The organism is Fibrobacter sp. UWB12 (assembly GCF_900142485.1).
GTDB lineage: Bacteria > Fibrobacterota > Fibrobacteria > Fibrobacterales > Fibrobacteraceae > Fibrobacter.
This window is the reverse complement of record NZ_FRAZ01000001.1, coordinates 173,507-193,042: the sequence shown is the minus strand read 5'-3', so window position 1 is coordinate 193,042 and position 19,536 is coordinate 173,507. Positions and strand designations below refer to the sequence as shown.

General features: G+C 47.7%; 19 protein-coding genes and 2 tRNA genes. 15 read left to right on the top strand and 6 right to left on the bottom strand.

The window, feature by feature from the left end:
* Positions 1-41 precede the first annotated feature (41 nt).
* From BUA34_RS00800 to BUA34_RS00790, 3 genes are read left to right on the top strand one after another with little or no spacing between them, the layout of a single operon-like run.
* On the top strand, positions 42-1,925 hold the full coding sequence (locus tag BUA34_RS00800) for a CHC2 zinc finger domain-containing protein (RefSeq protein WP_072826850.1): 1,884 nt from the start codon (positions 42-44) through the stop codon (positions 1,923-1,925).
* A complete protein-coding gene (locus tag BUA34_RS00795; RefSeq protein WP_072826849.1) occupies positions 1,925-3,106 on the top strand; it encodes a glycosyltransferase in 1,182 nt (393 codons plus the stop codon). Before BUA34_RS00800 ends, BUA34_RS00795 begins: the two co-directional genes overlap by 1 nt.
* A complete protein-coding gene (locus BUA34_RS00790; RefSeq protein WP_072826848.1) occupies positions 3,103-5,133 on the top strand; it encodes an LTA synthase family protein in 2,031 nt (676 codons plus the stop codon). The genes BUA34_RS00795 and BUA34_RS00790 overlap by 4 nt, the downstream gene beginning before the upstream one ends.
* Positions 5,134-5,184: 51 nt before the next feature.
* Here the strand turns inward: BUA34_RS00790 and BUA34_RS00785 are convergent.
* A tRNA-Pro gene (locus BUA34_RS00785) sits at positions 5,185-5,258 on the bottom strand.
* A gap of 96 nt (positions 5,259-5,354) precedes the next feature.
* A complete protein-coding gene (locus tag BUA34_RS00780; RefSeq protein ID WP_072826847.1) occupies positions 5,355-6,086 on the bottom strand; it encodes a hypothetical protein in 732 nt (243 codons plus the stop codon).
* 339 nt (positions 6,087-6,425) lie between these two features.
* On the opposite strand from BUA34_RS00780, the gene BUA34_RS00775 reads away from it, so the two are divergent.
* On the top strand, positions 6,426-7,217 hold the full coding sequence (locus tag BUA34_RS00775) for an HAD family hydrolase (protein ID WP_072826846.1): 792 nt from the start codon (positions 6,426-6,428) through the stop codon (positions 7,215-7,217).
* Between the two features lie 9 nt (positions 7,218-7,226).
* Here BUA34_RS00775 and BUA34_RS00770 read toward each other — a convergent pair whose 3' ends face one another.
* From BUA34_RS00770 to BUA34_RS00755, 4 genes are all read right to left on the bottom strand, one after another.
* Entirely contained in the window at positions 7,227-7,541 is a 315-nt protein-coding gene (locus BUA34_RS00770) for a hypothetical protein (protein ID WP_072826845.1), read from the bottom strand.
* 18 nt (positions 7,542-7,559) lie between these two features.
* Complete coding sequence (locus BUA34_RS00765; protein WP_072826844.1) at positions 7,560-8,384, bottom strand: hypothetical protein; 825 nt, start codon at positions 8,382-8,384, stop codon at positions 7,560-7,562.
* A gap of 92 nt (positions 8,385-8,476) precedes the next feature.
* Entirely contained in the window at positions 8,477-9,094 is a 618-nt protein-coding gene (locus tag BUA34_RS00760) for a DUF2238 domain-containing protein (protein WP_072826843.1), read from the bottom strand.
* A gap of 45 nt (positions 9,095-9,139) precedes the next feature.
* Complete coding sequence (locus BUA34_RS00755; RefSeq protein WP_175545399.1) at positions 9,140-10,096, bottom strand: AgmX/PglI C-terminal domain-containing protein; 957 nt, start codon at positions 10,094-10,096, stop codon at positions 9,140-9,142.
* Between the two features lie 180 nt (positions 10,097-10,276).
* Between BUA34_RS00755 and miaB the strand changes: the two genes are divergently transcribed.
* From miaB to argS, 11 genes are all read left to right on the top strand, one after another.
* Positions 10,277-11,599, top strand: coding sequence for a tRNA (N6-isopentenyl adenosine(37)-C2)-methylthiotransferase MiaB (miaB, locus tag BUA34_RS00750; protein WP_072827167.1), 1,323 nt, complete (start codon positions 10,277-10,279; stop codon positions 11,597-11,599).
* A gap of 123 nt (positions 11,600-11,722) precedes the next feature.
* Entirely contained in the window at positions 11,723-12,634 is a 912-nt protein-coding gene (locus BUA34_RS00745) for an SPOR domain-containing protein (RefSeq protein WP_072826841.1), read from the top strand.
* Positions 12,635-12,753: 119 nt separating this feature from the next.
* Positions 12,754-12,837 (top strand) — tRNA-Leu (locus BUA34_RS00740).
* Positions 12,838-12,862: 25 nt separating this feature from the next.
* On the top strand, positions 12,863-13,591 hold the full coding sequence (locus tag BUA34_RS00735) for a hypothetical protein (RefSeq protein WP_072826840.1): 729 nt from the start codon (positions 12,863-12,865) through the stop codon (positions 13,589-13,591).
* Positions 13,592-13,598: 7 nt separating this feature from the next.
* A complete protein-coding gene (gene panD, locus BUA34_RS00730; protein WP_072827166.1) occupies positions 13,599-13,955 on the top strand; it encodes an aspartate 1-decarboxylase in 357 nt (118 codons plus the stop codon).
* A gap of 142 nt (positions 13,956-14,097) precedes the next feature.
* Positions 14,098-15,615, top strand: coding sequence for a flotillin family protein (locus BUA34_RS00725; RefSeq protein WP_072826839.1), 1,518 nt, complete (start codon positions 14,098-14,100; stop codon positions 15,613-15,615).
* Between the two features lie 80 nt (positions 15,616-15,695).
* Positions 15,696-16,265, top strand: coding sequence for a hypothetical protein (locus BUA34_RS00720; RefSeq protein ID WP_254794258.1), 570 nt, complete (start codon positions 15,696-15,698; stop codon positions 16,263-16,265).
* A 45-nt stretch (positions 16,266-16,310) separates the two neighbouring features.
* The gene (locus tag BUA34_RS00715) at positions 16,311-16,898 is read left to right on the top strand and encodes a hypothetical protein (protein ID WP_072826837.1); all 588 of its coding nucleotides are present in this window, start codon (positions 16,311-16,313) and stop codon (positions 16,896-16,898) included.
* A gap of 73 nt (positions 16,899-16,971) precedes the next feature.
* Positions 16,972-17,421 (top strand): LytR C-terminal domain-containing protein, encoded by a 450-nt coding sequence (locus BUA34_RS00710; protein WP_072826836.1) that lies wholly within the window; start codon positions 16,972-16,974, stop codon positions 17,419-17,421.
* Positions 17,405-17,824 (top strand): ribosome silencing factor, encoded by a 420-nt coding sequence (gene rsfS, locus BUA34_RS00705; protein ID WP_072826835.1) that lies wholly within the window; start codon positions 17,405-17,407, stop codon positions 17,822-17,824. Before BUA34_RS00710 ends, rsfS begins: the two co-directional genes overlap by 17 nt.
* The gene (argS, locus tag BUA34_RS00700; RefSeq protein WP_072826834.1) at positions 17,811-19,523 is read left to right on the top strand and encodes an arginine--tRNA ligase; all 1,713 of its coding nucleotides are present in this window, start codon (positions 17,811-17,813) and stop codon (positions 19,521-19,523) included. Before rsfS ends, argS begins: the two co-directional genes overlap by 14 nt.
* Positions 19,524-19,536 lie beyond the last annotated feature (13 nt).

Genomic DNA, 19,536 nt, shown 5'->3' with positions numbered 1-19,536 from the left:
GCGGGTGCGGACTTTATTAGATTTCTCTATAGGAGGCGACCATGCTGATTGACCAGGAACATGCAGATTATATGAGAACGAAAGCACACCCAAGACAACTGGGTATTCCCCTGAGCCGTTGGGGCCGTAACCTTATAGCCTGCTGCCCATTCCACTCCCCCGAAGAGACCTCTCTATTCTTCTATGATGCGCTAGGTTACTGGCGCTACCGCTGTCTCCAATGCGGTGCAGAAGGAGACTTGGTCGATTTTCTCATGAAGAGCCGTTTTAACGGTCTCGACGAACAGTCAGCTCGTTCCGAAGCCTATGACTTTCTCGGATCGCTCGACAAGGACTTGGCAAACAGCCAAGATAGCGAACATCCGTGGGTCAAGGAAGTTGGCGGCGAAAAGTCTAAAGTCCTAGAATGTTTTGTTCGTTATTGCCACTGGGCTGCCTGCAAGAGCCCGTCTTCGGCAAAATTCTTGGAAGCACGCGGTTGGAGCATTGGTCAAGCTCAGCTTTACGGTCTCGGCTACTACAGCGGTGACCCAGAACCGTTCATCAGCTACTGCATGCTTTCGGGCATCGAACGCCACCAGATCAGTTTTTACCTCGACAACCTTGATGCATACCACGAACCGAGAATTACAATTCCGGCCCGAAACTCCAAGGGGTTCATCCACTCCGTTTACGGAAGGCTCATCGACGATAACGAGAAGAGCCATACATACATCACTTATGCATCCGGTCCGACCGTAATTCCGTTCAACATTCAAGCCGATAGCAGCAACCCGATTATTGTACAAGGGTTCTTTGACGCCCTCACCGCCGACCTCGCCGGTATTCCAGGCGTTGTCTCTACGATGTTCCAGGAATTGAACATCAACCACCTGTACAAGTTAAAAGCCTGTGGTGCTGAATCGTTCACGGTATTGTTACGCCGCGAAGAAGACCGCCGCAATCAGGAACTCAAGATTCAAAAGTACTTGAAGCTCGCCGAACAAATGCACATGAGCCTCAAGTCCATCATCCTCCCGAAAGACGAGACGGTCGATACATTCGTACGCAAGAACGGAGCAGACCAGCTCCTCGATCTCATTGCTAAAACCGAAGTCGATACAATCCACTCCCACCGCCGCTCGATGCTGTTGCAGGACATCAAGGAAAACTTCGATAACGCGATGGCATGCCCGCCGGACCAAAGCGTGGGCTACAAGCTCAGCACGTTCCCCAAACTCACCAAGGAAATCGACGGTGTGCAGTCGGGCTGTTTCTTTGTATCGTCGCAACCGTTCGGCCTCAAGACATTTTTACTTTCGAGCATCACGCTCGACCTCATCGAGAGCAATCCGAACCTTAAAATCATTTACGTTGCCTACGAAACACCGCGCCGTCAAATTTTCGACAGGCTTGTTTCCATGCTTATTGGCGAATCCATTCTCACGGTTCGCAAGCAGAATGCAGACAACGAAATCAACCAGAAGATTACGGATGCGACACGCGACTTGATGGGCTATGTGCGTAACAATCGTCTCGAGATTTGGGACGACATGCCTTCGCTCGACTTTAACGATCTTCTCAAAACGCTACAGCCGGAACTCAAGGACCATCCCGATTTGATTCTCGTGATTGATGGGATTGACCACTTGAAGATTACCGATCGTCCGGAACTTCCGGACATTCACGAAAAGCGTTCGTCCATCATGCTCGACTTGTACAAGGCCCTCGACATTCCCATTTTCCTCGGTGGTGAACTCATCGATTCTAACATGGGTCTTTTGGGGCCGCGCGCTTACCTCCGCGATTCCGACGCCATCTATTGGCTCGTCGAAAAGGATGGCGCATTGAGCCTCTCGGTCGATTCGAAGAGACTGGGTACAAGCCGCATTTACGAAGACAAGATTTTGATTGACCCACAATCTAGCCGCATGAAAGAAGCTTAATGTTTACCATCGTTGATTTCAACAACTTCTGGAGTCCGTCAGGAGGCGGAGTCCGTCGTTACCATTTGCAGAAAATGGCTTTTTACGAAAAGCAAAGCGAAGTCCGTTCGGTATTTGTCATGCCCTCTTCAAGCACGTACACAGAAACGCGAAGCGAAGGGCTGATCATCGAGCATGTGGAAGCATTCCGGTTCCCAGGCAATTGGGAATACCGCTTTATGTGGAAGGGCAGTCAAATCCGCCCGATTCTTGAAAAATACAAGCCCGATGCAATTGAAGTCGGTTCTCCATATATTTTGCCATCCGTTGTCCGCAATATTGCAAAAAAAGTTGTTCCCAACGCAGCGCTATTCAGTTTTTGGCATGCCGATTTTCCGGTAACCTATGTAGGCAGACCCATTGCAAAAAAATTTGGCGCAGGCACGGGAACGTTCTTCCGCAAAATTGCATTCTGGTACGCGAAGCAAGAATTTAAAGATTTCGACTGCGTACAAGCTTCATCAAAAGAAGCCATGGCGCGCCTCAAAAAGAACGGCCTCCCCAACCCACGTTGGATTCCGCTCGGTTGCGATATCGATACATTTTCGCCCAGCAGACGTGACGAAGCGCTTGTTGCAAAACTTAAGGACGGCGAGCCCAACCGACTCACGATATTTTTCCCGCACAGGCATTGCAACGAAAAAGGCATAGACCTTGTTCTTGGCGCATACGACATTCTAACACAAAAGCTCGGACACGAGCCTTCAATAGTCTTTGCAGGCACAGGCCCAAGCCTCCCGCTCGTTCAAGCTGCTGCCGAAAAATACAAGCACGTGAGCTACATTGGATTCGTAAACTCCATCGATGAAATGGCCCGCTATTACGCAAGCGTTGATATGGGACTTGCGCTCTCCGGCTGGGAAACGTTCGGACTTTCCATCCTCGAAAGCATGGCTAGCGGGAACGCTCTTGTCGGCGCTGCCGCCGGGGCCGCATTCGAACATGTCACGGAATCAGGCGCAGGAACAATCCTCAAGGAACGCACGCCCGAAGCCTTAGCCGATGCGATTGTCGAGCTCTACAATTCAGACCTCACCGACAAAAAAGCAAAAGCACGAAAGTACGCCGAGAAATTCAGTTGGAACGATTGTTTCAAACGCCAACTCGCTTTGTACAAAGAAATTACCGGACTTAAAAAATGAAAAATTTTATACAGAAAATAGCCAAGTTCTTTGAGCCATCCAAGAACTTGGTTTTAATTTCGCTCGCCTTTTGGGTTACGCACATTCTGCTCCGCGTAATGCTACTCTTCCGTAGCAATCCTTACGGATTCCCGTTTGTATCTAAGCCGGACTGGTTTATTTTCCACGCTGTCTGCATCGACTTTATGTGGATTTGCAATGCGCTTGTGGTGTTTATGCTGCTCGGCGGAATTGCCGCAAAAATCGCAAGTTCGAGATGCGAGGCATCTGCAATCCCTAAAGTCACGAAAATCACGACGATTGCCTACACCATTTTCCATAGCGTCATCTTACTTTTTACGCTTTTAGACAACGAAGTCCAGCGATTCTTGGGCGGGCACCTGAGCTTCGGCCTTGTGGACACCTACAAGGACACATCATCAATTGCCATGTTCTATGACTACGTGGCAAACGACTTGTCTATCCCTTATATGCAATTCGTTGTGCTCGTACTGATGCTCCCGTTGACCTACGGCTTATACAAACTGTTGAGCAAGCATTACCGCACGCCAGACGGATTCCGCATGAAAAAGTCCGTCATTGCAATGGTCATCTTTTACATAGCCTCTTACCTATTTGTTTATTTTATCTGGACCGGGAACGCTCGCATGGCAAAACTCCGTCCGGTAGTTTCGCTAGTCTATAACGATCTATTCGTTGCAAAAAGTGCAGCAGGGCTTTCCGAACAAGAACTAGCCTCTTACCGCACCGCTTACCAAAATCTGTGGCAACGCGTCGAAGGCGATAATCTCTGGAAATTCTCAGATGATAAAGAAGGCCATGGACTTCCGCTTTACCGAGTACCAAGCGCAGAGCTCCAGAATAGCGAAAAACTCGCCGCCCAGCGCAAAATGAACCCCAACTTCATTTTAGTGCTTATGGAATCGCATCGAGGACTTAACACGGGCTACATGAATCCACAAATCCAACCCTCGCCTACACCATTCCTCGATTCAATTGCCGCCAACTCTCACGTGTGGATGCGCATGCATACAAGCGGAGTCCCGACAACAGGCGGCGTTCTTTCGACACACTTAGGCATCCCGCACCATTCTAGACTTTCGCAAGCAACCGACCTTGCACATGTCACGCTCCCCAGTTTTGTATCCGTACTGACAAACAACGGCTACAGCACACACTACATGTCAGCAGCCGACCCCGCCTGGGATAATCTTGGTGTCTGGATGGCCAAATGGTACACTGCAGAACATTACAGCCGCGAGCGCGAAGATGATTCGACCTTCATGGAACATGCCTCTCAATATGTGCGCGACACACTCTCCAAAGCAGGCAAGCCGTTCCTCGCCACGCTCATGACGCGCTCCAACCATTACCCGTTCAACTTTGCAGCAGGCATGACCGATGAGCAAAAAGCACGCCCCCTACAAGAGCGTATCAACGTCACCATGAACTATGCCGACAGGCAACTCGCGCACTTCATCCGCTCCATTCAAAACGAAGAATGGTACAAGAACACGTACGTTATCATCATGGCAGACCACGGTTTCCCCTTAGGCGAAAATGGAGTTTCGACCATGAACGGCGGCGGATTTTCGAACATCAGCTGGATTCCGTTTATCATCCACGGCAAAGGGCTTGAACCGGTTCACGACACGACAACTGCCGCGCAAATCGATATCGCCCCCACCATACTCGAGCTCGCCGGATTTGCAGTCCCGAATATTTTCATGGGACACAACTTGCTGCGCAATACAGAAACCACTCTGAATGCAGACAGCACGATTGTCAAAAAGGAACGCGCAGGGCTCTCGCTAGGAGCATACTCGGGCTATTCTGCACTCGGCCTCGACAAATACCGCGTAGTTTCAAAGACAAACTCCAATGACGAAGTTTACCTCTTTGATGATGGCGACATGCATCAGGAACACGACCTCGCCAAAACAGAAGCCGAACGCACCGCCAAAATGCACGCCACGCTCGATACACTCATCAAGATTTCGGATTATTCGCTCGAACACGGGCTGTAATTCGCGCAGACATTAACGCGAAAAAGACTCGTCAATGACGAGTCTTTTTAGTCGGGATGACTGAATTCGAATCAGCGACCTCTTGAACCCCATTCAAGCGCTCTACCAGGCTGAGCTACATCCCGAGGTCTCTTACAAGAGTATGCCAAAGTTAGTTAAACCATGGTATTTTTTCAAGGCAAACTCTTGAAAAAAGCAACAATTAGACCATTCCGGCAGCGCTAGTCCTTCCAATAACCAACGATAAGCACTTCAGGTGTTGCCTTCGGGAATTTTTTGCTCTTAAAGCCGACAATCTTGCGAATGCTCTTTTGTTTGAGTTCCCACCCCGTGCGGGAAAGTCCACTCGTCGAAAGGGTCAACTTCAATCCAGGAACCTTGCCCCCTTCCTTAATTTTACCCAAATCATCAACATTGAGCATCACGTTCTTGGTCTTGAGCTTAAATTCCTTTTGAGCATTTTCATCAAGAGTTAGGTCTGGGCGAGTTTTCTTGTCGGTTCCCCACACGTAGAACGTCCATTCACGCTTTTCATTCGGAGCGTAGTACCCCGTATCAAATAGCTTTTCGCCAAAGAAAATCGGATTTTTCACATAGCCATCAAGTTGAGCAGCATACGACTTGCCCTGATTGTCAATCATCACAACAACCGGATTGATTTGACCATCCATGCCAGCAAAATCCATATCAAATTCAATTGTCACCGCAGCATTCGGTGCAATCTTAGTCGGATACTTAAAATTCGACATGCCAATACCTTGACCCATCACGGTTTCAAGGGTTATTTCTTTATTCGTAATATTGGCACCCTTGATAACGATATGACGCACATCGCCCTGGTCCGCATAACCAATCGGGTACGGATCCGGCACGAAACGGATAATATCGTCAGCAAGTACGGGAGCCACAAAAAACGCAGCTAAAAGTGCAAGAGAAAACTTTTTGAAATTCATATTGGTTAATATACAAAAATGTCACCATTTCTTTCTAGACGAAGATGATTTACGATCTATACAACGATATTTCGATTGATCATAACAATAACTGGAAATAGAAAAACCAGGAGATATCGGTACAGTGCGATAATAATCGACACATTCATCGTACTTGGGTTGATCAATGCACATCGCATGTTTCTTATTATACTCATCCTGACTTTCCTTATACCATTCTTCAGCGCAAGTATTCGTAGAAGCGCAGGGCCCGCACGCCATAAGCAACGGGCACACGAGAATTGGTATAATCAAGAACTTCATCATAAAATGAATATACAAAATTCTAAATTTGGCGCCATGACTCCACGCGACGAACTCAAAGCATTGCTTTCGAAAAAAGAACTGTTCATTTTCGATTTGGACGGAACGCTATTCAACACACTTGGCGATTTGGCACCCGCAGTGAATTACGCAATGAAGCAGTTCGGGCTTAAAACACATCCCAACGAAGATGTAAAAATCTTCATCGGAAACGGCTCCATGAACCTCATACGTCGAGCGGTAGCCGCTAATTATGTCGGCATGGAAAACATTCGTGATATCGATAAAGTCGCCGCCGTGCTAAGCAGCAATGGCTACAGCGAAGAACGCATCAAAGAAATTCATAAAGTTTATTCAGAATACTATTGGGAACATTGTACTGAAAATACAGAACCGTACGAAGGGGTTATAGAACTCGTTCAACGAATCGCAAACATCAAACGTGACGGAAACTGCGCGAATGGTAATGGATACTGCGCCGGGAATAAATGCGCCGCGATGCTCACAAACAAGCCGGTCGCACCCGCACAAAAAATTCTCGAAAAATTCGGTCTTGAAAATTCGTTCGCCACATACCTCTGTGGAGACACCACGCCCGAACGCAAGCCAAGCCCCGCCGGGATTTTCGAGATTCTCCACCAAACAGGAATCGTCCCCGAAAAAGCAATTATGATTGGCGACGACACGCCCGATGTTCTAGCAGCAAAGAACGCAAGCATCGATTGCATCACGCTTTTTGAAGGCTTCGGCAAAGCAGAAAATCTGCTCCCGCTAGAACCGCGCTATACCGCAGGCCACATCAAGGATTTCGCAGAATTTATCGATTAGATAATTCCATTACCTTTTCAATCTTTGTTTATCATCTAAAATTTGGGTTAATTCTCGAGCTGCATATTCAAGGCCATCCCACGGATCCCCTAGTTCATAATTATCCGCATTAACACCATAATAACATACTAAATCATAATCAAGCCAATCCGAGACTTCTAAAATTTTTTCTTTTTTTGTGGAATCAGACGTTTCTAACTTGCTAGAATCATTCAAAACACCGGTCGTATCCTGCATTTCTTCAGCAGCACCGCAATTAGCCCAAAATACAGCCGTGATCAACAGCGTAATTTTATGAAATTTTTTTCTAAAGAACCTAGACATACTCTGTATTATACAAAATTATTCTGTCAGCGACAAAGGCTGTTCAGAAGCACTTGATGCAGCCGAAGGAATAACTTCGTACAGATTAACAGGGAATGTAAACGTCCCGCCTCTTTGCGTTTTCGGGAACGCCCAACGAGCTATTGATTTTCTGATTTCTTCGCTAAACTGATCATTCGTTGATTTAATCTCGACATTTTCAACGTTTCCACTCGGAGAAATCTTCAGTTCAAAAACAGTCTCTCCTTCAAATTCCTTAGCACGTTTAGCGCTATACTTTACATTTTTATAAAGATTCTTATTGCAGATATGGCGTATGGCCGGCGAACGCTGACGGAATGCTTTCAGAAAATATTTAACATCAATGTCGTTATCCTTCCCTACGACAACATCATCTTCCGTCAATTCTTTGACAAGGCAACGAGGAACAGAGCGAGGCGGCCGGCTAATTTCACGAGGGTCATCAGGAGAAACAATCTCACGCGGAGGCCGAACTCCATAAAGAGCAACCGCTCTCCCCATATTTTCTTCAATAACACCGTACAAAGCCCGAATCATACCGATTTCAGGCTTCATCTTGGCAACGCGAGCAACCTTTTTCAACAGGGAATCCTTGGCAGGTTCTATCACAGCAACGCTATCCGAAGCAGACGATTCCGCAAACTCATTTTCAGACACCAAAGTATCCGCAGAAAGAGAACTATTCGCCGATTGCGCCGCATTTCCCAAAATTTGCGATTGAGAAACATCCGACTTTTTATCAGAATCGTTACAACCAGCCCACAACGCAGCCGCAGTCATGAGCGCCACTTTGCCAAGAAATTTGCTGAAGTTTTTCGCCATGCTTTATAAATAACAAAATTCAAATCAGAAAAATCAGCGTAGAAAGACAATTTTACACGTTCAAGGGGCGTTTTTTTTGCCCAAATATGCTACTAAAATGCAATTTTCGTAGTTTGCGAACGCAGCACCCACAAGCGAATGATAACCGCGATGGTCGCCCCGATAAGACACATGAACATATCCGTTTGCGTATCCCAAATGTAGCCCTGCGTTCCCAGGAATGCTTCCGTATCCGTCGGATTGCTGAGCGATGCCAGCCACTCAATAATTTCATAAAGCGCAGAAATTGCCTCGGCCACGCACACCGACAAGAAGCCCGTCCAGCCCGTCGTCTTGATTGGAGTTGTGCGGCGCAAAAGTTCAATCATCACAAGTGCAGGAGTAACGCCCTGCATCAAATGCCCGATTTTATCGTAGTTGTTTCGTGTCCAGCCGAACCAATCCTGCATCCAGAATCCAAGCGGAACATTCGCATACGAATAATGCGCCCCCACCAAAAGCACCGCCATGTGGAGCGCCATTACCCCGTAAAGAAACGTGGGCATCCTGAACTTTTTGTAGGTAAATACAAGGACCAACAGCCCGACAATCGCGGGAGCCGCTTCAAGAATCCACGTGAGGTAAGTATCTTCAACTCCAATAACAGACCAAAGCGTTGTCAGGAGAACTAAGCCAAGCAAGAACAAATGAGATTTTGCGATATTATTCATGCTTAGAAAATACAAATTTTTATTTAGACGGTGCGAAGGCTAGGCTTATTCATAAAAACGAATGGGAACATAAACAACAATCGTCCCTGATTTAACCTTAGGGAACGTCCATCGACTTACAGCGATTCTTATATTTTCATCAAATTCTTTAACGCCCGTCGTCGATTTCTTTATTGAAGATTTTTTTACTGTTCCATCCGCAGCAATCGTTAACTTCAAAGTAATTTCACCTTCAAATGAATTATCTGGATTTTTCTTAAGGAATTTTCCGTATAAATGCCTTAACCCGGGAGTTCTTTGTCGAATAACACGTTTAATTCTAGAAAGCATATCTTGATTAGGAGTTCGTTTGTCTGCGAATTCAATATTTTCATAAAGAACTTTCACAGACCATTTAGACGGAAACACATCCGAAATACCCAATAACGATTGAAGAATAGACCTACCATCTACAGAAGAATTTCCAGTACCATCATTAAATCCAACTTTAAAGTCATCTTTAAAGCCAAGATGAGGACGTGGTTTATACCTATCTACAATAACACCATAATGACACATAACAGAGCCCAAATCTGATCTAGCTTTCAAAATCGAATCACGATTTTTTGCAAAAATCATAAGAGCATATTGATATACGTCTTTCTTTTTTTCTACATCATTCCATTCAATCGGGAAATAGGCCTTCATCAAGCTATCTATAGTCCGCAGCTTTTCAAGCTGTTTCGCGGAATCCAGCAATACGACTGTTTGGGCGTTCGCATCAAGTGAATCTTTGAGAATTTCACTCACAAGAGAATCGTCTTTTTCCGTTACATTCTGCAACGCCGCAGAATCAGACGATTCAACAGAATTGGATATTTCAGATACACCGAAACTATTCGAAGCGCTGCTTACCGACTTTTCATTTTTCGAATCTTTATCAACATTACCGCAGCCAGCCCACAGCACCGCTGTAGCCATCAATGCGATTTCACTAAAATATTTGCTAAAGAAATTTGCCATGGCCATAAATAACAAAATTCAAAATAAACAATCAATGCAAAAAAATTTCTTTTACAATTTTTTTCACATCATTTTGGCACAAAGGCTTTTCAGAACTTTCCATTGAGATTATGGGATTTTTGCGTTTTCCGCACTTCTCGCGCGTCGCTCGCCTTGCACGCTTTTACTATCTTTGGCCGCATGACGAAATACCACTTGGCCACATACGGCTGCCAGATGAACGAATACGACTCCGCAATGATAGCTCAACAGCTAGACATGTGCGGCTGCGTCGAGACAAACAACCAAGAAGACGCCGACATCATCATCGTGAACACCTGCAGCGTACGCGAAAAGGCCGAGGAAACCGCCATCGTGAACATCAGCAAGCTCAAGTACTTGCGCAAGAAGAATCCCGACGTGAAAGTCGTCGTGTGCGGCTGCATGGCCAAGAACCGCGGCCCGGAACTGCTCAAGCGCCTCAAGAACGTGAACTACATCGTAGGCCCAGACCAGTACCGCAAAATTCCGGAGCTGCTGTTCGGCGATGCCCAGAGCCCGCTGCACAAGACGCACCACAAGATGTTCATCGACGAAGATCGCAACGAAAACTACCTCGGCGACTACGCCAAGTTGAGCAATAACTTCAGCACGTTCGTCGCCATCCAGCGTGGTTGCAACAAGCGTTGCAGCTACTGCATCGTGCCATACCTCCGCGGTCCCGAGAAATACCGCGAAGCAGACGACATTCTTGCCGAAGTCCGCAGAGCCGCCGACAAGGGGATTACCGAAGTGATGTTGCTCGGCCAGACGGTAAACGCCTACAAGACCGCCACCGAAGACTTTGCCACGCTTTTGACGAAGGTCTCCGAAATCGGCGGCATCAAGCGCATCCGCTTTACAAGCCCGCACCCGCGCCACTACACGAACGAACTCATCGACGTTCTCTTGAACAACCCGAAAGTTTGCCATTACGCTCACATCCCGCTCCAGAGCGGCTCCGACGCCATCCTCAAGAAGATGCGCCGCCAGCACAACATGGAACAGTACATGACCGTCATCGAACAGTTGCGTAGCCACGACCCGTACTACGCGATTTCAACAGACGTCATCTGCGGATTCGTGGGCGAAACTGATGAAGATTTCGAACAGACTATCAAAGCATTTGAAGCATGCCAGTTTGATACCGCCTACATGTTCATCTACAGCCCGCGCAAAGGCACGGAATCGTTCAACGAGCCTGAAATTCTCACGCCCGAAGAAAAATCCGCACGCCACACGCGCCTCGTGGAACTCCAGAACGCCATTACGCTCAAACGTAACCAGATGATGATCGGTCGCACCGAAGAAATCCTCGTTGAAGCCAGCTCCACCCGCGACAAGACTGAATTTGTCGGTAAAACGGACAACTTCAAGAAGGTCATCTTCAAGCCCGAAGAAAGCCGCATTATCAAGCCGGGCGATTACGTGCAGGTAAAAATCGACGATATCCGCGGCTGGACTCTCCGCGGCACGCTCGTATAGCACCAACCCCACCCCTCGGTTCACTCGCGTAACTTACGGAATATCAACGAGTTACAGAATTTCAGTCATATCTTTTTGTAGAAATATTTGTATCTTTGTTTTCGAGGGCAAATAGAGGGCAATATGGCTAAATATTTTATTCAAAATTTGGTTATTACAGGCGCACTGTGCGCTTTTGCTACAACAACATCCTTCGCGCAAGCCGCACAAACACTGGCTTCAGCACAAAAAGCATATGTCAACGGCAACTGGAAAGAAGCGGCTGCCGCATACGAACAAGTCTGCCCAACACAGGCCGATTCCTTACGTACCGAATGTTACCTTTGGAACATCCTCGCCCTTTCGCAAACGGGTGTCGCAGCTGACTTCAGCAAAGCAGGCAAGCGCCTCGATAGTCTCATAGACAAGACAAACCCGCAGCAAGCCATTTACGCCGATCTTATGATGACCAAGGCACAATTCCAGATGTACCTCGGCCGCTATAACAAAGCCGCAGAATCTCTCGTGCATGCCATCGAAACTTCGCAGCCGCATCAGGTCACCGTGCTGCAAAAAGTCTGCGCCGCCGTACAAGACCGCGCCCACAGCGAAGAATTGAACGAAGCCTGCAAGGACCTCGGCAATCCCGAAGCTCGCGAAGCCCGCAAAGTCAAGGCTGAACAAGCCGCAAAAGCAGAACAGCCTAAAACAGCAGAATCTAAGCCACAAGCAACAGAAACAAAGGCCACAGAAGTTGCAACGGCCGCCCCCAAAACAGAACCAACAGAAGCAAAGCCTGTCGAAGAAAAATCCGCATGGCAGCTGCAACTGGGCGCATTTGGCGTCAAGTCCAACGCCGACCTGCTCGTAGATAACCTGAAAAAGCGCAATATATCTTGCACCATTACGCAAAATACTCTAGAAAGCGGCAAAGTGCTTTACATCGTGCGCACCGGTCCATTTGATACAAAGGAAAATGCAGTGGATTACGGAGCCAAGAAACTAGCCCCGCTGAACGTTGAATTCAGGCCAATGCTTGTAAAGCAAGCTCTCTAAACGTTTACAAACGGTATAGCTAAAAAATTTTTTACGGTTTTTTACGCATAAAACAAGCGTTTTTTCGCATTATACCTACAAAAAACGCAAAAAATGTTCTATATTTGTGATACCTCCCCGCCGGGGTGGTGAAATTGGTAGACGCGCTGGACTCAAAATCCAGTACTCGCGAGAGTGTGAGGGTTCGATTCCCTCCCCCGGCATTAAACGTTTAAGAAAGAGATCAAAATGAGTAAAATGTTCAAAATGCTTTCTGCTGTATTGTTCGCGGGCTCATTAGCGTTTGCTCAGTCAGACGACCTCTTTTCTGACGATTTCCAGGACGCTGCAACCGCAGATTCCATTGCGCAAGCAAACGCAGAACTTTCCCAGTCCAATATTGGTACAGCTCAGGCCGTTGGTGGCCAGTGGGAAGGCTTTAAGTACGAAGACATGGGTCTCACCCAGTGGGAATACCAGCAAGCCAAAGAACAAGGCGTTTCTCGCGAAAAGTTGACAAAGCTTGTCGAACTCGGCATTCGTCCGACTGAATATCTCCAGAAACCTTGGAACAGACTTGGCGTGAGCGAAGAAGATTGGCTCAGTCAGCGCGCCGAAGGTATGGAAGATGCAGACATCGACCGCTCCTACCGTTATCGCAATGGCGATCAGGGTAGCGCTTATATCTCTCTTTTGATTCCGTCCTATTATCAGTGGAAAACAAAGCAGACTGCCAAGGCAACCTTCATGGACGTTCTTGAAATCGGCAGTATTGCTTGCACAGTTGTCTTCTACGTTCAGGATAAAAGTTATTGGTGGTACGGATTCCTCGGAATCGCAGCAGCACACCTTTGGTCCTTTGCAGATGCTTTCATCAGCACTCAGTGGGACAGCAACCCGGACGCAAACCGCTTCAGCTTTGGCATCATTCCGACTCCGGACCAGGGCGTAGCAAGCTTCCTCAATGTTAAGTTCTAAGCGCATCATGCAGCTAGAATTACTTAAAAGCAAAATTCATCGCGCTACAGTAACTGATGCAAACCTCAACTACGAGGGTTCAATTACTATTGCTCGCGATTTGATGGATGCAGCAGGCATCCTCCCCTTCGAAAAAGTTGGCGTCCTTGATGTCAACAATGGCTCTCGCCTTGATACTTATGTCATCGAAGGCAAAGCTGGTTCTGGCGTTATCTGCCTGAACGGAGCAGCCGCTCGATTGGTACAGCCAGGCGACCTCGTCATTATTGTCGCTTACGCAACCATGTCCCCGGAAGAAGCCAAGACATGGAAACCAACCGTCATCCGCGTCAACGGCAAGAACGAAATCATCGAAAAGATTTAGTCCTTACACATAGCGCAAAAAATTTTAGCATGAATCCCGGCCCTCAAGCCGGGCTTTTTTTTCGTTTTTTTTGAAAATTTGCAACTTTGTAACAATATAAATGTTGTATATTAAAAGTAAACTATAATATTGAGGTTATTCAATGCCAGAAAATATCCTATACGTAATTATTGCAGTTGCAATCCTTTTAATCATCTGCATTTTCACGATGTCATATATCAAGGCCGCCCCTGACGAAGCTATTATCGTATCGGGGCTTCGGAAACTTCCGAAAGTCATCATCGGTAGAGCTGGGCTCAGAATCCCGTTCTTCGAACGAGCCGACCATCTTTCATTGCAATTGATCCAGATTGACGTGAAAACAGGTAGCCCCGTCCCGACAAAGGACTACATCAACGTCTCTGTCGACGCCGTCGTGACCGCCAAGATTTCGGACAATCCAGAACGTCTCAAATCCTCTGCACAGAACTTCTTGAACAAGAAGCCCGAAGACATTCGCGCCATGATTGTAGATATTCTCGAAGGTAACATGCGTGAAATTGTCGGCCGTATGCAACTCGTAGACCTCGTGGGTGACCGCAAGCAGGTCTCTGAACTCGTGCTCGAAAACGCCATCCCGGACCTTGAAAAGCTCGGTATCGTGGTGCAGACGTTCAACATCCAGAATTTTGAAGATGCCAACGGCGTGATTGAAAACCTCGGTGTCGATAAGACCTCTGCCATTCGCAAGGCAGCCGCCATTTCCAAGGCAAATGCCGAAAGAGACATCAGCGTCGCTCAATCGCAGGCCAAGAAAGAAGCTAACGATGCAGCCGTTGCTGCAGAACTCGAAATTGCACAAAAGCAAAACGATCTCGCCGTGAAGAAAGCGAACCTGCAGAAGATTTCCGACACCGAAAAAGCTATTGCAGATGCCGCTTACGAAATCCAAAAGCAGACTCAGCAAAAGGAAATCAACGTTGCTCAGGCTGAAGCAGAAGTCGCCAAGCAAGAAAAGGAAATCGAAATTCGCGAACGCATGGTCATGGTGACGGAAAAGGAACTTAAGGCCCAAATCGAAAAGAAAGCCGAAGCCGACCGCCAAGCACAAATCCAGCGCTCCGAAGCAGAACTCTTCCAACAGCAGAAAGACGCTGAAGCTATCCGCTATAAGGAAGAACAACGCGCCAAGGCAATCAAGCAGATTGCAGAAGCTGAAAAGGAAAAAGCATTCGCCGAAGCTGAAGCAACAAAGGCAAAAGCATTAGCAGAAGCCGAAGCCACAAAGGCAAAGGGTCTCGCCGAAGCTGAAGCCATCAAGGCTCAAGGTCTTGCCGAAGCTGAAGCGCTCAACAAGAAGGCCGAAGCCATGAAGCTCTATGGTGACGCAGCCCGCCAGGAAATGCAGCTCAAGACGATTGAAAAATACTTTGAACAGATGCCGCAGATTGCATCCGCCATCGCAAAGCCGATGGAAAAGATTGGCAACATTACCATGTACGGCGAAGGCAATACGGCAAAGCTCACGGGCGACATCACCAAGACGCTCACGCAGGTCACGAACGGTCTCACCGATTCGCTCGGCATTGACCTCCGTACTGTACTTGGCTCCATGTTCGGTGCAAAACTCGCCGGAGTCACCAAAAACGACGATCAAAAAAGCGACAACAATAACAAATAATTCCTGAGAAATTCATCTCGACCAAGAGGCTTCATTTTACCATGAAGCCTCCTTTTTTATATATTCATTATATGCGATTCATGAGCCTTACAGTGTTATTCCTAGCAGCGATTGCCTTTGCAGGTAATTCTACAAAGGCTAATTCTACTGAACTCTCGGAAACACTCGTTGCGGCACAGGATACCATTGTCGATACCATCTATGTCATTCGTGAAAGCGGCATACCTTGGAACCGCGAACATTTCGACCCTGAACGCCTCGTCCGTCACGATACATTCGACCCGGCGTTGAAAGTAGCCTATACTTATTCCGTGAGTTTCATTGGCGGGAGTTTTGGCTCATTTGCACAGCAGAGTTTCATGGCTCATTTTGCATACGAGTTTACGCCCAACTTGCACTTGTACGCAAATGTCGGTCTCTGGATGCCACTCTATTCGAGCCTCCATTTCGGCAACCGCATTGCCCGCGAAGACGTGAAGCAAGGGAACGTGGGCGTCTTGATTCCAGATATCGCGCTTGAATACAAGCCGAACGACAAGATGACTTTCAGAGTCATGTACATCAACGAAAGAGATGCTTTCAGAGCCTATGGACCACACCGTTATTTCTATGACGATTGTCCATGGAGAAACCCGCATTATTGCTGGTAACCATTTTACTACTCTCGCCTTGCACACTTTTGTATATTCATTTTCATGAAACGAATTATTTTATCTGCTCTTTGCATATCAGCGTTTGCCTTCGCAGACGTTACAACAAACATAGAATCGTCCGAAATGGCAACCCAAGTCATTGCCGAATCATCAGTCTCCACAAGCGATGAAGTCGAAGCCAATTACCAATTTCGAAACGATGGCATTCCGTGGAACCGCGAATTTGATTCTGACCGCATGGTCCGTCACCAGACATTCGACCCAGCCTTAAAAGTCGCATACTCCTATTCACTCAATTTCGTTGCAGGAAGTTTCGGCTCGATCGCAAGCCAAAGCTTTATGGGACATTTCGCCTACGAGTTCACACCGAATCTTCACTTGTACGCAAATGTTGGTCTCTGGATGCCACTCTACGCAAACATTAGCAACGGTTCCCGCATCGCAAGAGAAGACCTACGCCAAGGCAATGTTAATGTGTTGATTCCAGATGTTTCGCTAGAATACAAACCCAGCGAAAACACATTAATAAGAATTTCCTACGTCAATGAACGAGACGCCCTGAAAGCTTACGGCCCACGCAGTTTCTTCCACAACGAATGTTCTAGCCGCAGTTCCATCCTCTGCCAGTAAGCTCTTCTATTCCACTTTGTCACCCCGGATTTATTCCGGGGTCTTTTATTTTTTCTAAATTTTACAGCAAAGAATGTTCCAAAACTATTCTAAAGCACACCACCTAAACTTTGCCGTAGGGGTTTCTTCGGCTGTTTTTGCCGTATTCCTATTTACGGGCTGCGAAGAAGAAAAGCCAGCTCCCGTCGTACGTGAAGTTCGCCGAATCAAAGGCGAAGTAGAAGTGCTGAATAGCTGCAGCATGAAAGGCGCCGCCGTAAAAATGCGCACGTTCTTGCGAGACAACGGATTTGACGTCGTCCATATCGACAACGAACGACTCCAGAACTACGACGAGACAATCATTGTGCTTAGAAACCCAGAATGGGAAGGGGCCCAAGTTCTCGCTGCAACCTTAAAAACAAAGAACGTTCTCGTCTTGCTCAACAAAAATGCTACGGTCGATGCCGTCGTACATACAGGTAGAGATTTTCAACAAATAATAGAACCCGATCAGGGAGAACAAAATGACAGCAACAAATAACCAAGATTTTTCTGAAACCGTTAAGCTTGGTGCAGGTATCCTTTTTGAACTTCGCGCCCAGAACGTGCAACTCATCGACCTCCGAGGAGTCAAGAACGAAGCAGATTACTTCCTCATCGCGACTTGCGAAAGCGAAGCCCAAATGCAGGCAATTTTGAACGAACTCACCAAGGAGTTCAAGGCTCGCAAGCTCCATTATATCGGCGTTGAATACAAGGAAGGCGTGCGTTGGGCAATCTTTGACGCAGGTCTTGACCTGATGGTTCACCTGTTCGAAGAAGAAAAGAGAAACGAAATTTCCTTTGAACGTCTGTACGCAGACGGTAAACTCATGAACCTTGATGAGCATGACTTCATCCGCGAAAACGAAAAGAAGTCTGGAGACGACAATGAACTCATTTAATGCAGAAATCGCAAAGGCACTTGCCGCTACTGGAGCATTTGCTGAAGATGCCGCATTGAAACTTATTTCCGTACCGCCTGATACTAGCCACGGAAACTTCACCATCCCGTGTTTTTCTCTTGCAAAAACACTCCGCAAGGCCCCGAAGCTTATCGCCGAAGACCTCGCGGCACAGGTGAAACTCCCCGCAGGACTTTCCAAGGTCGAAGCGGTTAACGGTTATCTGAACTTTTTCATTGACCGCAATTTCCTCGCCAAGGAAACTTTGGATGCTATTGCTGCCAAGGGCTTGGAATATGGTCACGCAGCTCCGAATGGCAAGGTTGTCTGCATCGACTACAGCTCCCCGAACATCGGTAAGGAACTCGCGTTCCACCACCTGCGTTCCACAATGATCGGAAACTCGCTTTCCCGCATCTACAAGGCTGCCGGTTACAAGGTCGAACGCATCAACCACTTAGGCGACTGGGGCACAGCCTTCGGTAAGCTCATCGTGATGTACCTCCGCGAAAAGCTCCCGACCGACGACGCAACGCTCGATGCACTCACCGTGAAGGAACTCAACATCCTTTACGCTAGCTTCTCCAAGGTTTCTAAAGAAGAACCCGGTCTCGAAGATGAAGCTCGCGCCGCATTCACCAAGCTCGAACAGGGCGATGCCTTCTATCGTAAGCTGTGGCTCGCATTCCGTGCCGCAACGCTCAAGGAACTCATGCGCATTTACGACATGATGGGCGTCAGCTTTGATCACTACACCGGTGAATCTTTCTTTGAAGACAAAATCCCGGCAGTGCTCGACGAACTGCGTGAAAAGAATTTGATGGTCAACAGCCAGCAACGCGACGTGGTAATGCTCGATGAATTCGACTTGAATCCGTGCCTTATTCGTAAGAGCGATGGTTCCACGTTGTACGCAACCCGCGACCTCGCAGCAGCTATCTACCGCAAAAAAGAATACAACTTCGACAAGTGCCTTTATGTGGTAGACCTTGGACAAGCCCTCCACTTCAAGCAGGTGTTCCACGTGCTCAAGAAGATGGGCCGCGAATGGTACAAGGACATGTACCACATTCCGTTCGGCGTTATCCTCCAGATGGTCGACGGCAAGTGGGAAAAGGGCAAAACCCGTACCGGTACGGCAAGCCTCCTCCGCGACGTGATCGAAGCTGCTCAGAAGAAGATTCTCGAATTCATCGACGAAAAGAATCCGACTCTCGAAAACAAGGAACTCATTGCACGCCAGATCGGTATTTCCGCACTCACCTTCAACGACTTGAAGAACAGCCGCCTGAAGGACGTCCGTTTCGACTGGGATGCCGTCATGAGCTTCGAAGGCGACACGGGTCCGTATGTACAGAACGCTCATGTGCGTCTTTGCAGCATCATGCGCAAGGCCGGCTACACTGTATCAGCAAGCGAAGCCGACTACTCGCAGCTTACCGATGACGCCGCCTACAACCTCATCAACATTCTCGCCAAGAAGGGCGAAAAGATTCTTGGCGCTGTCAAGGACGATGAACCGAGCGTGCTCGCGCAATACGCACTCGAAATTGCCGAAGCCGCACACAAGTTCATCCATGAAGACCGCGTGCTCGGATCTGCCGAAGAAAAGTCCAGACTCTTCCTCGTACAGTCTACGCAGATTGTGCTCGAAAATGTCCTCGACTTGCTCGGTCTCTTCCCGATTCGCCAGATGTAAAATACGCCGCGCC

Bases quoted from the DNA above. Each gene is read 5' to 3' on its own strand.
- rsfS (WP_072826835.1), top strand. From the start codon at position 17,405: ATGACAGCAACAAATAACCAAGATTTTTCTGAAACCGTTAAGCTTGGT.
- BUA34_RS00775 (WP_072826846.1), top strand. From the start codon at position 6,426: ATGACTCCACGCGACGAACTCAAAGCATTGCTTTCGAAAAAAGAACTG.
- BUA34_RS00735 (WP_072826840.1), top strand. From the start codon at position 12,863: ATGAGTAAAATGTTCAAAATGCTTTCTGCTGTATTGTTCGCGGGCTCA.
- panD (WP_072827166.1), top strand. From the start codon at position 13,599: ATGCAGCTAGAATTACTTAAAAGCAAAATTCATCGCGCTACAGTAACT.
- BUA34_RS00755 (WP_175545399.1), bottom strand. From the start codon at position 10,096: ATGGCAAATTTCTTTAGCAAATATTTTAGTGAAATCGCATTGATGGCT.
- argS (WP_072826834.1), top strand. From the start codon at position 17,811: ATGAACTCATTTAATGCAGAAATCGCAAAGGCACTTGCCGCTACTGGA.
- BUA34_RS00760 (WP_072826843.1), bottom strand. From the start codon at position 9,094: ATGAATAATATCGCAAAATCTCATTTGTTCTTGCTTGGCTTAGTTCTC.
- BUA34_RS00795 (WP_072826849.1), top strand. From the start codon at position 1,925: ATGTTTACCATCGTTGATTTCAACAACTTCTGGAGTCCGTCAGGAGGC.
- BUA34_RS00765 (WP_072826844.1), bottom strand. From the start codon at position 8,384: ATGGCGAAAAACTTCAGCAAATTTCTTGGCAAAGTGGCGCTCATGACT.
- BUA34_RS00720 (WP_254794258.1), top strand. From the start codon at position 15,696: ATGAGCCTTACAGTGTTATTCCTAGCAGCGATTGCCTTTGCAGGTAAT.
- BUA34_RS00800 (WP_072826850.1), top strand. From the start codon at position 42: ATGCTGATTGACCAGGAACATGCAGATTATATGAGAACGAAAGCACAC.
- BUA34_RS00725 (WP_072826839.1), top strand. From the start codon at position 14,098: ATGCCAGAAAATATCCTATACGTAATTATTGCAGTTGCAATCCTTTTA.
- BUA34_RS00790 (WP_072826848.1), top strand. From the start codon at position 3,103: ATGAAAAATTTTATACAGAAAATAGCCAAGTTCTTTGAGCCATCCAAG.
- BUA34_RS00715 (WP_072826837.1), top strand. From the start codon at position 16,311: ATGAAACGAATTATTTTATCTGCTCTTTGCATATCAGCGTTTGCCTTC.
- BUA34_RS00780 (WP_072826847.1), bottom strand. From the start codon at position 6,086: ATGAATTTCAAAAAGTTTTCTCTTGCACTTTTAGCTGCGTTTTTTGTG.
- miaB (WP_072827167.1), top strand. From the start codon at position 10,277: ATGACGAAATACCACTTGGCCACATACGGCTGCCAGATGAACGAATAC.
- BUA34_RS00710 (WP_072826836.1), top strand. From the start codon at position 16,972: ATGTTCCAAAACTATTCTAAAGCACACCACCTAAACTTTGCCGTAGGG.
- BUA34_RS00770 (WP_072826845.1), bottom strand. From the start codon at position 7,541: ATGTCTAGGTTCTTTAGAAAAAAATTTCATAAAATTACGCTGTTGATC.
- BUA34_RS00745 (WP_072826841.1), top strand. From the start codon at position 11,723: ATGGCTAAATATTTTATTCAAAATTTGGTTATTACAGGCGCACTGTGC.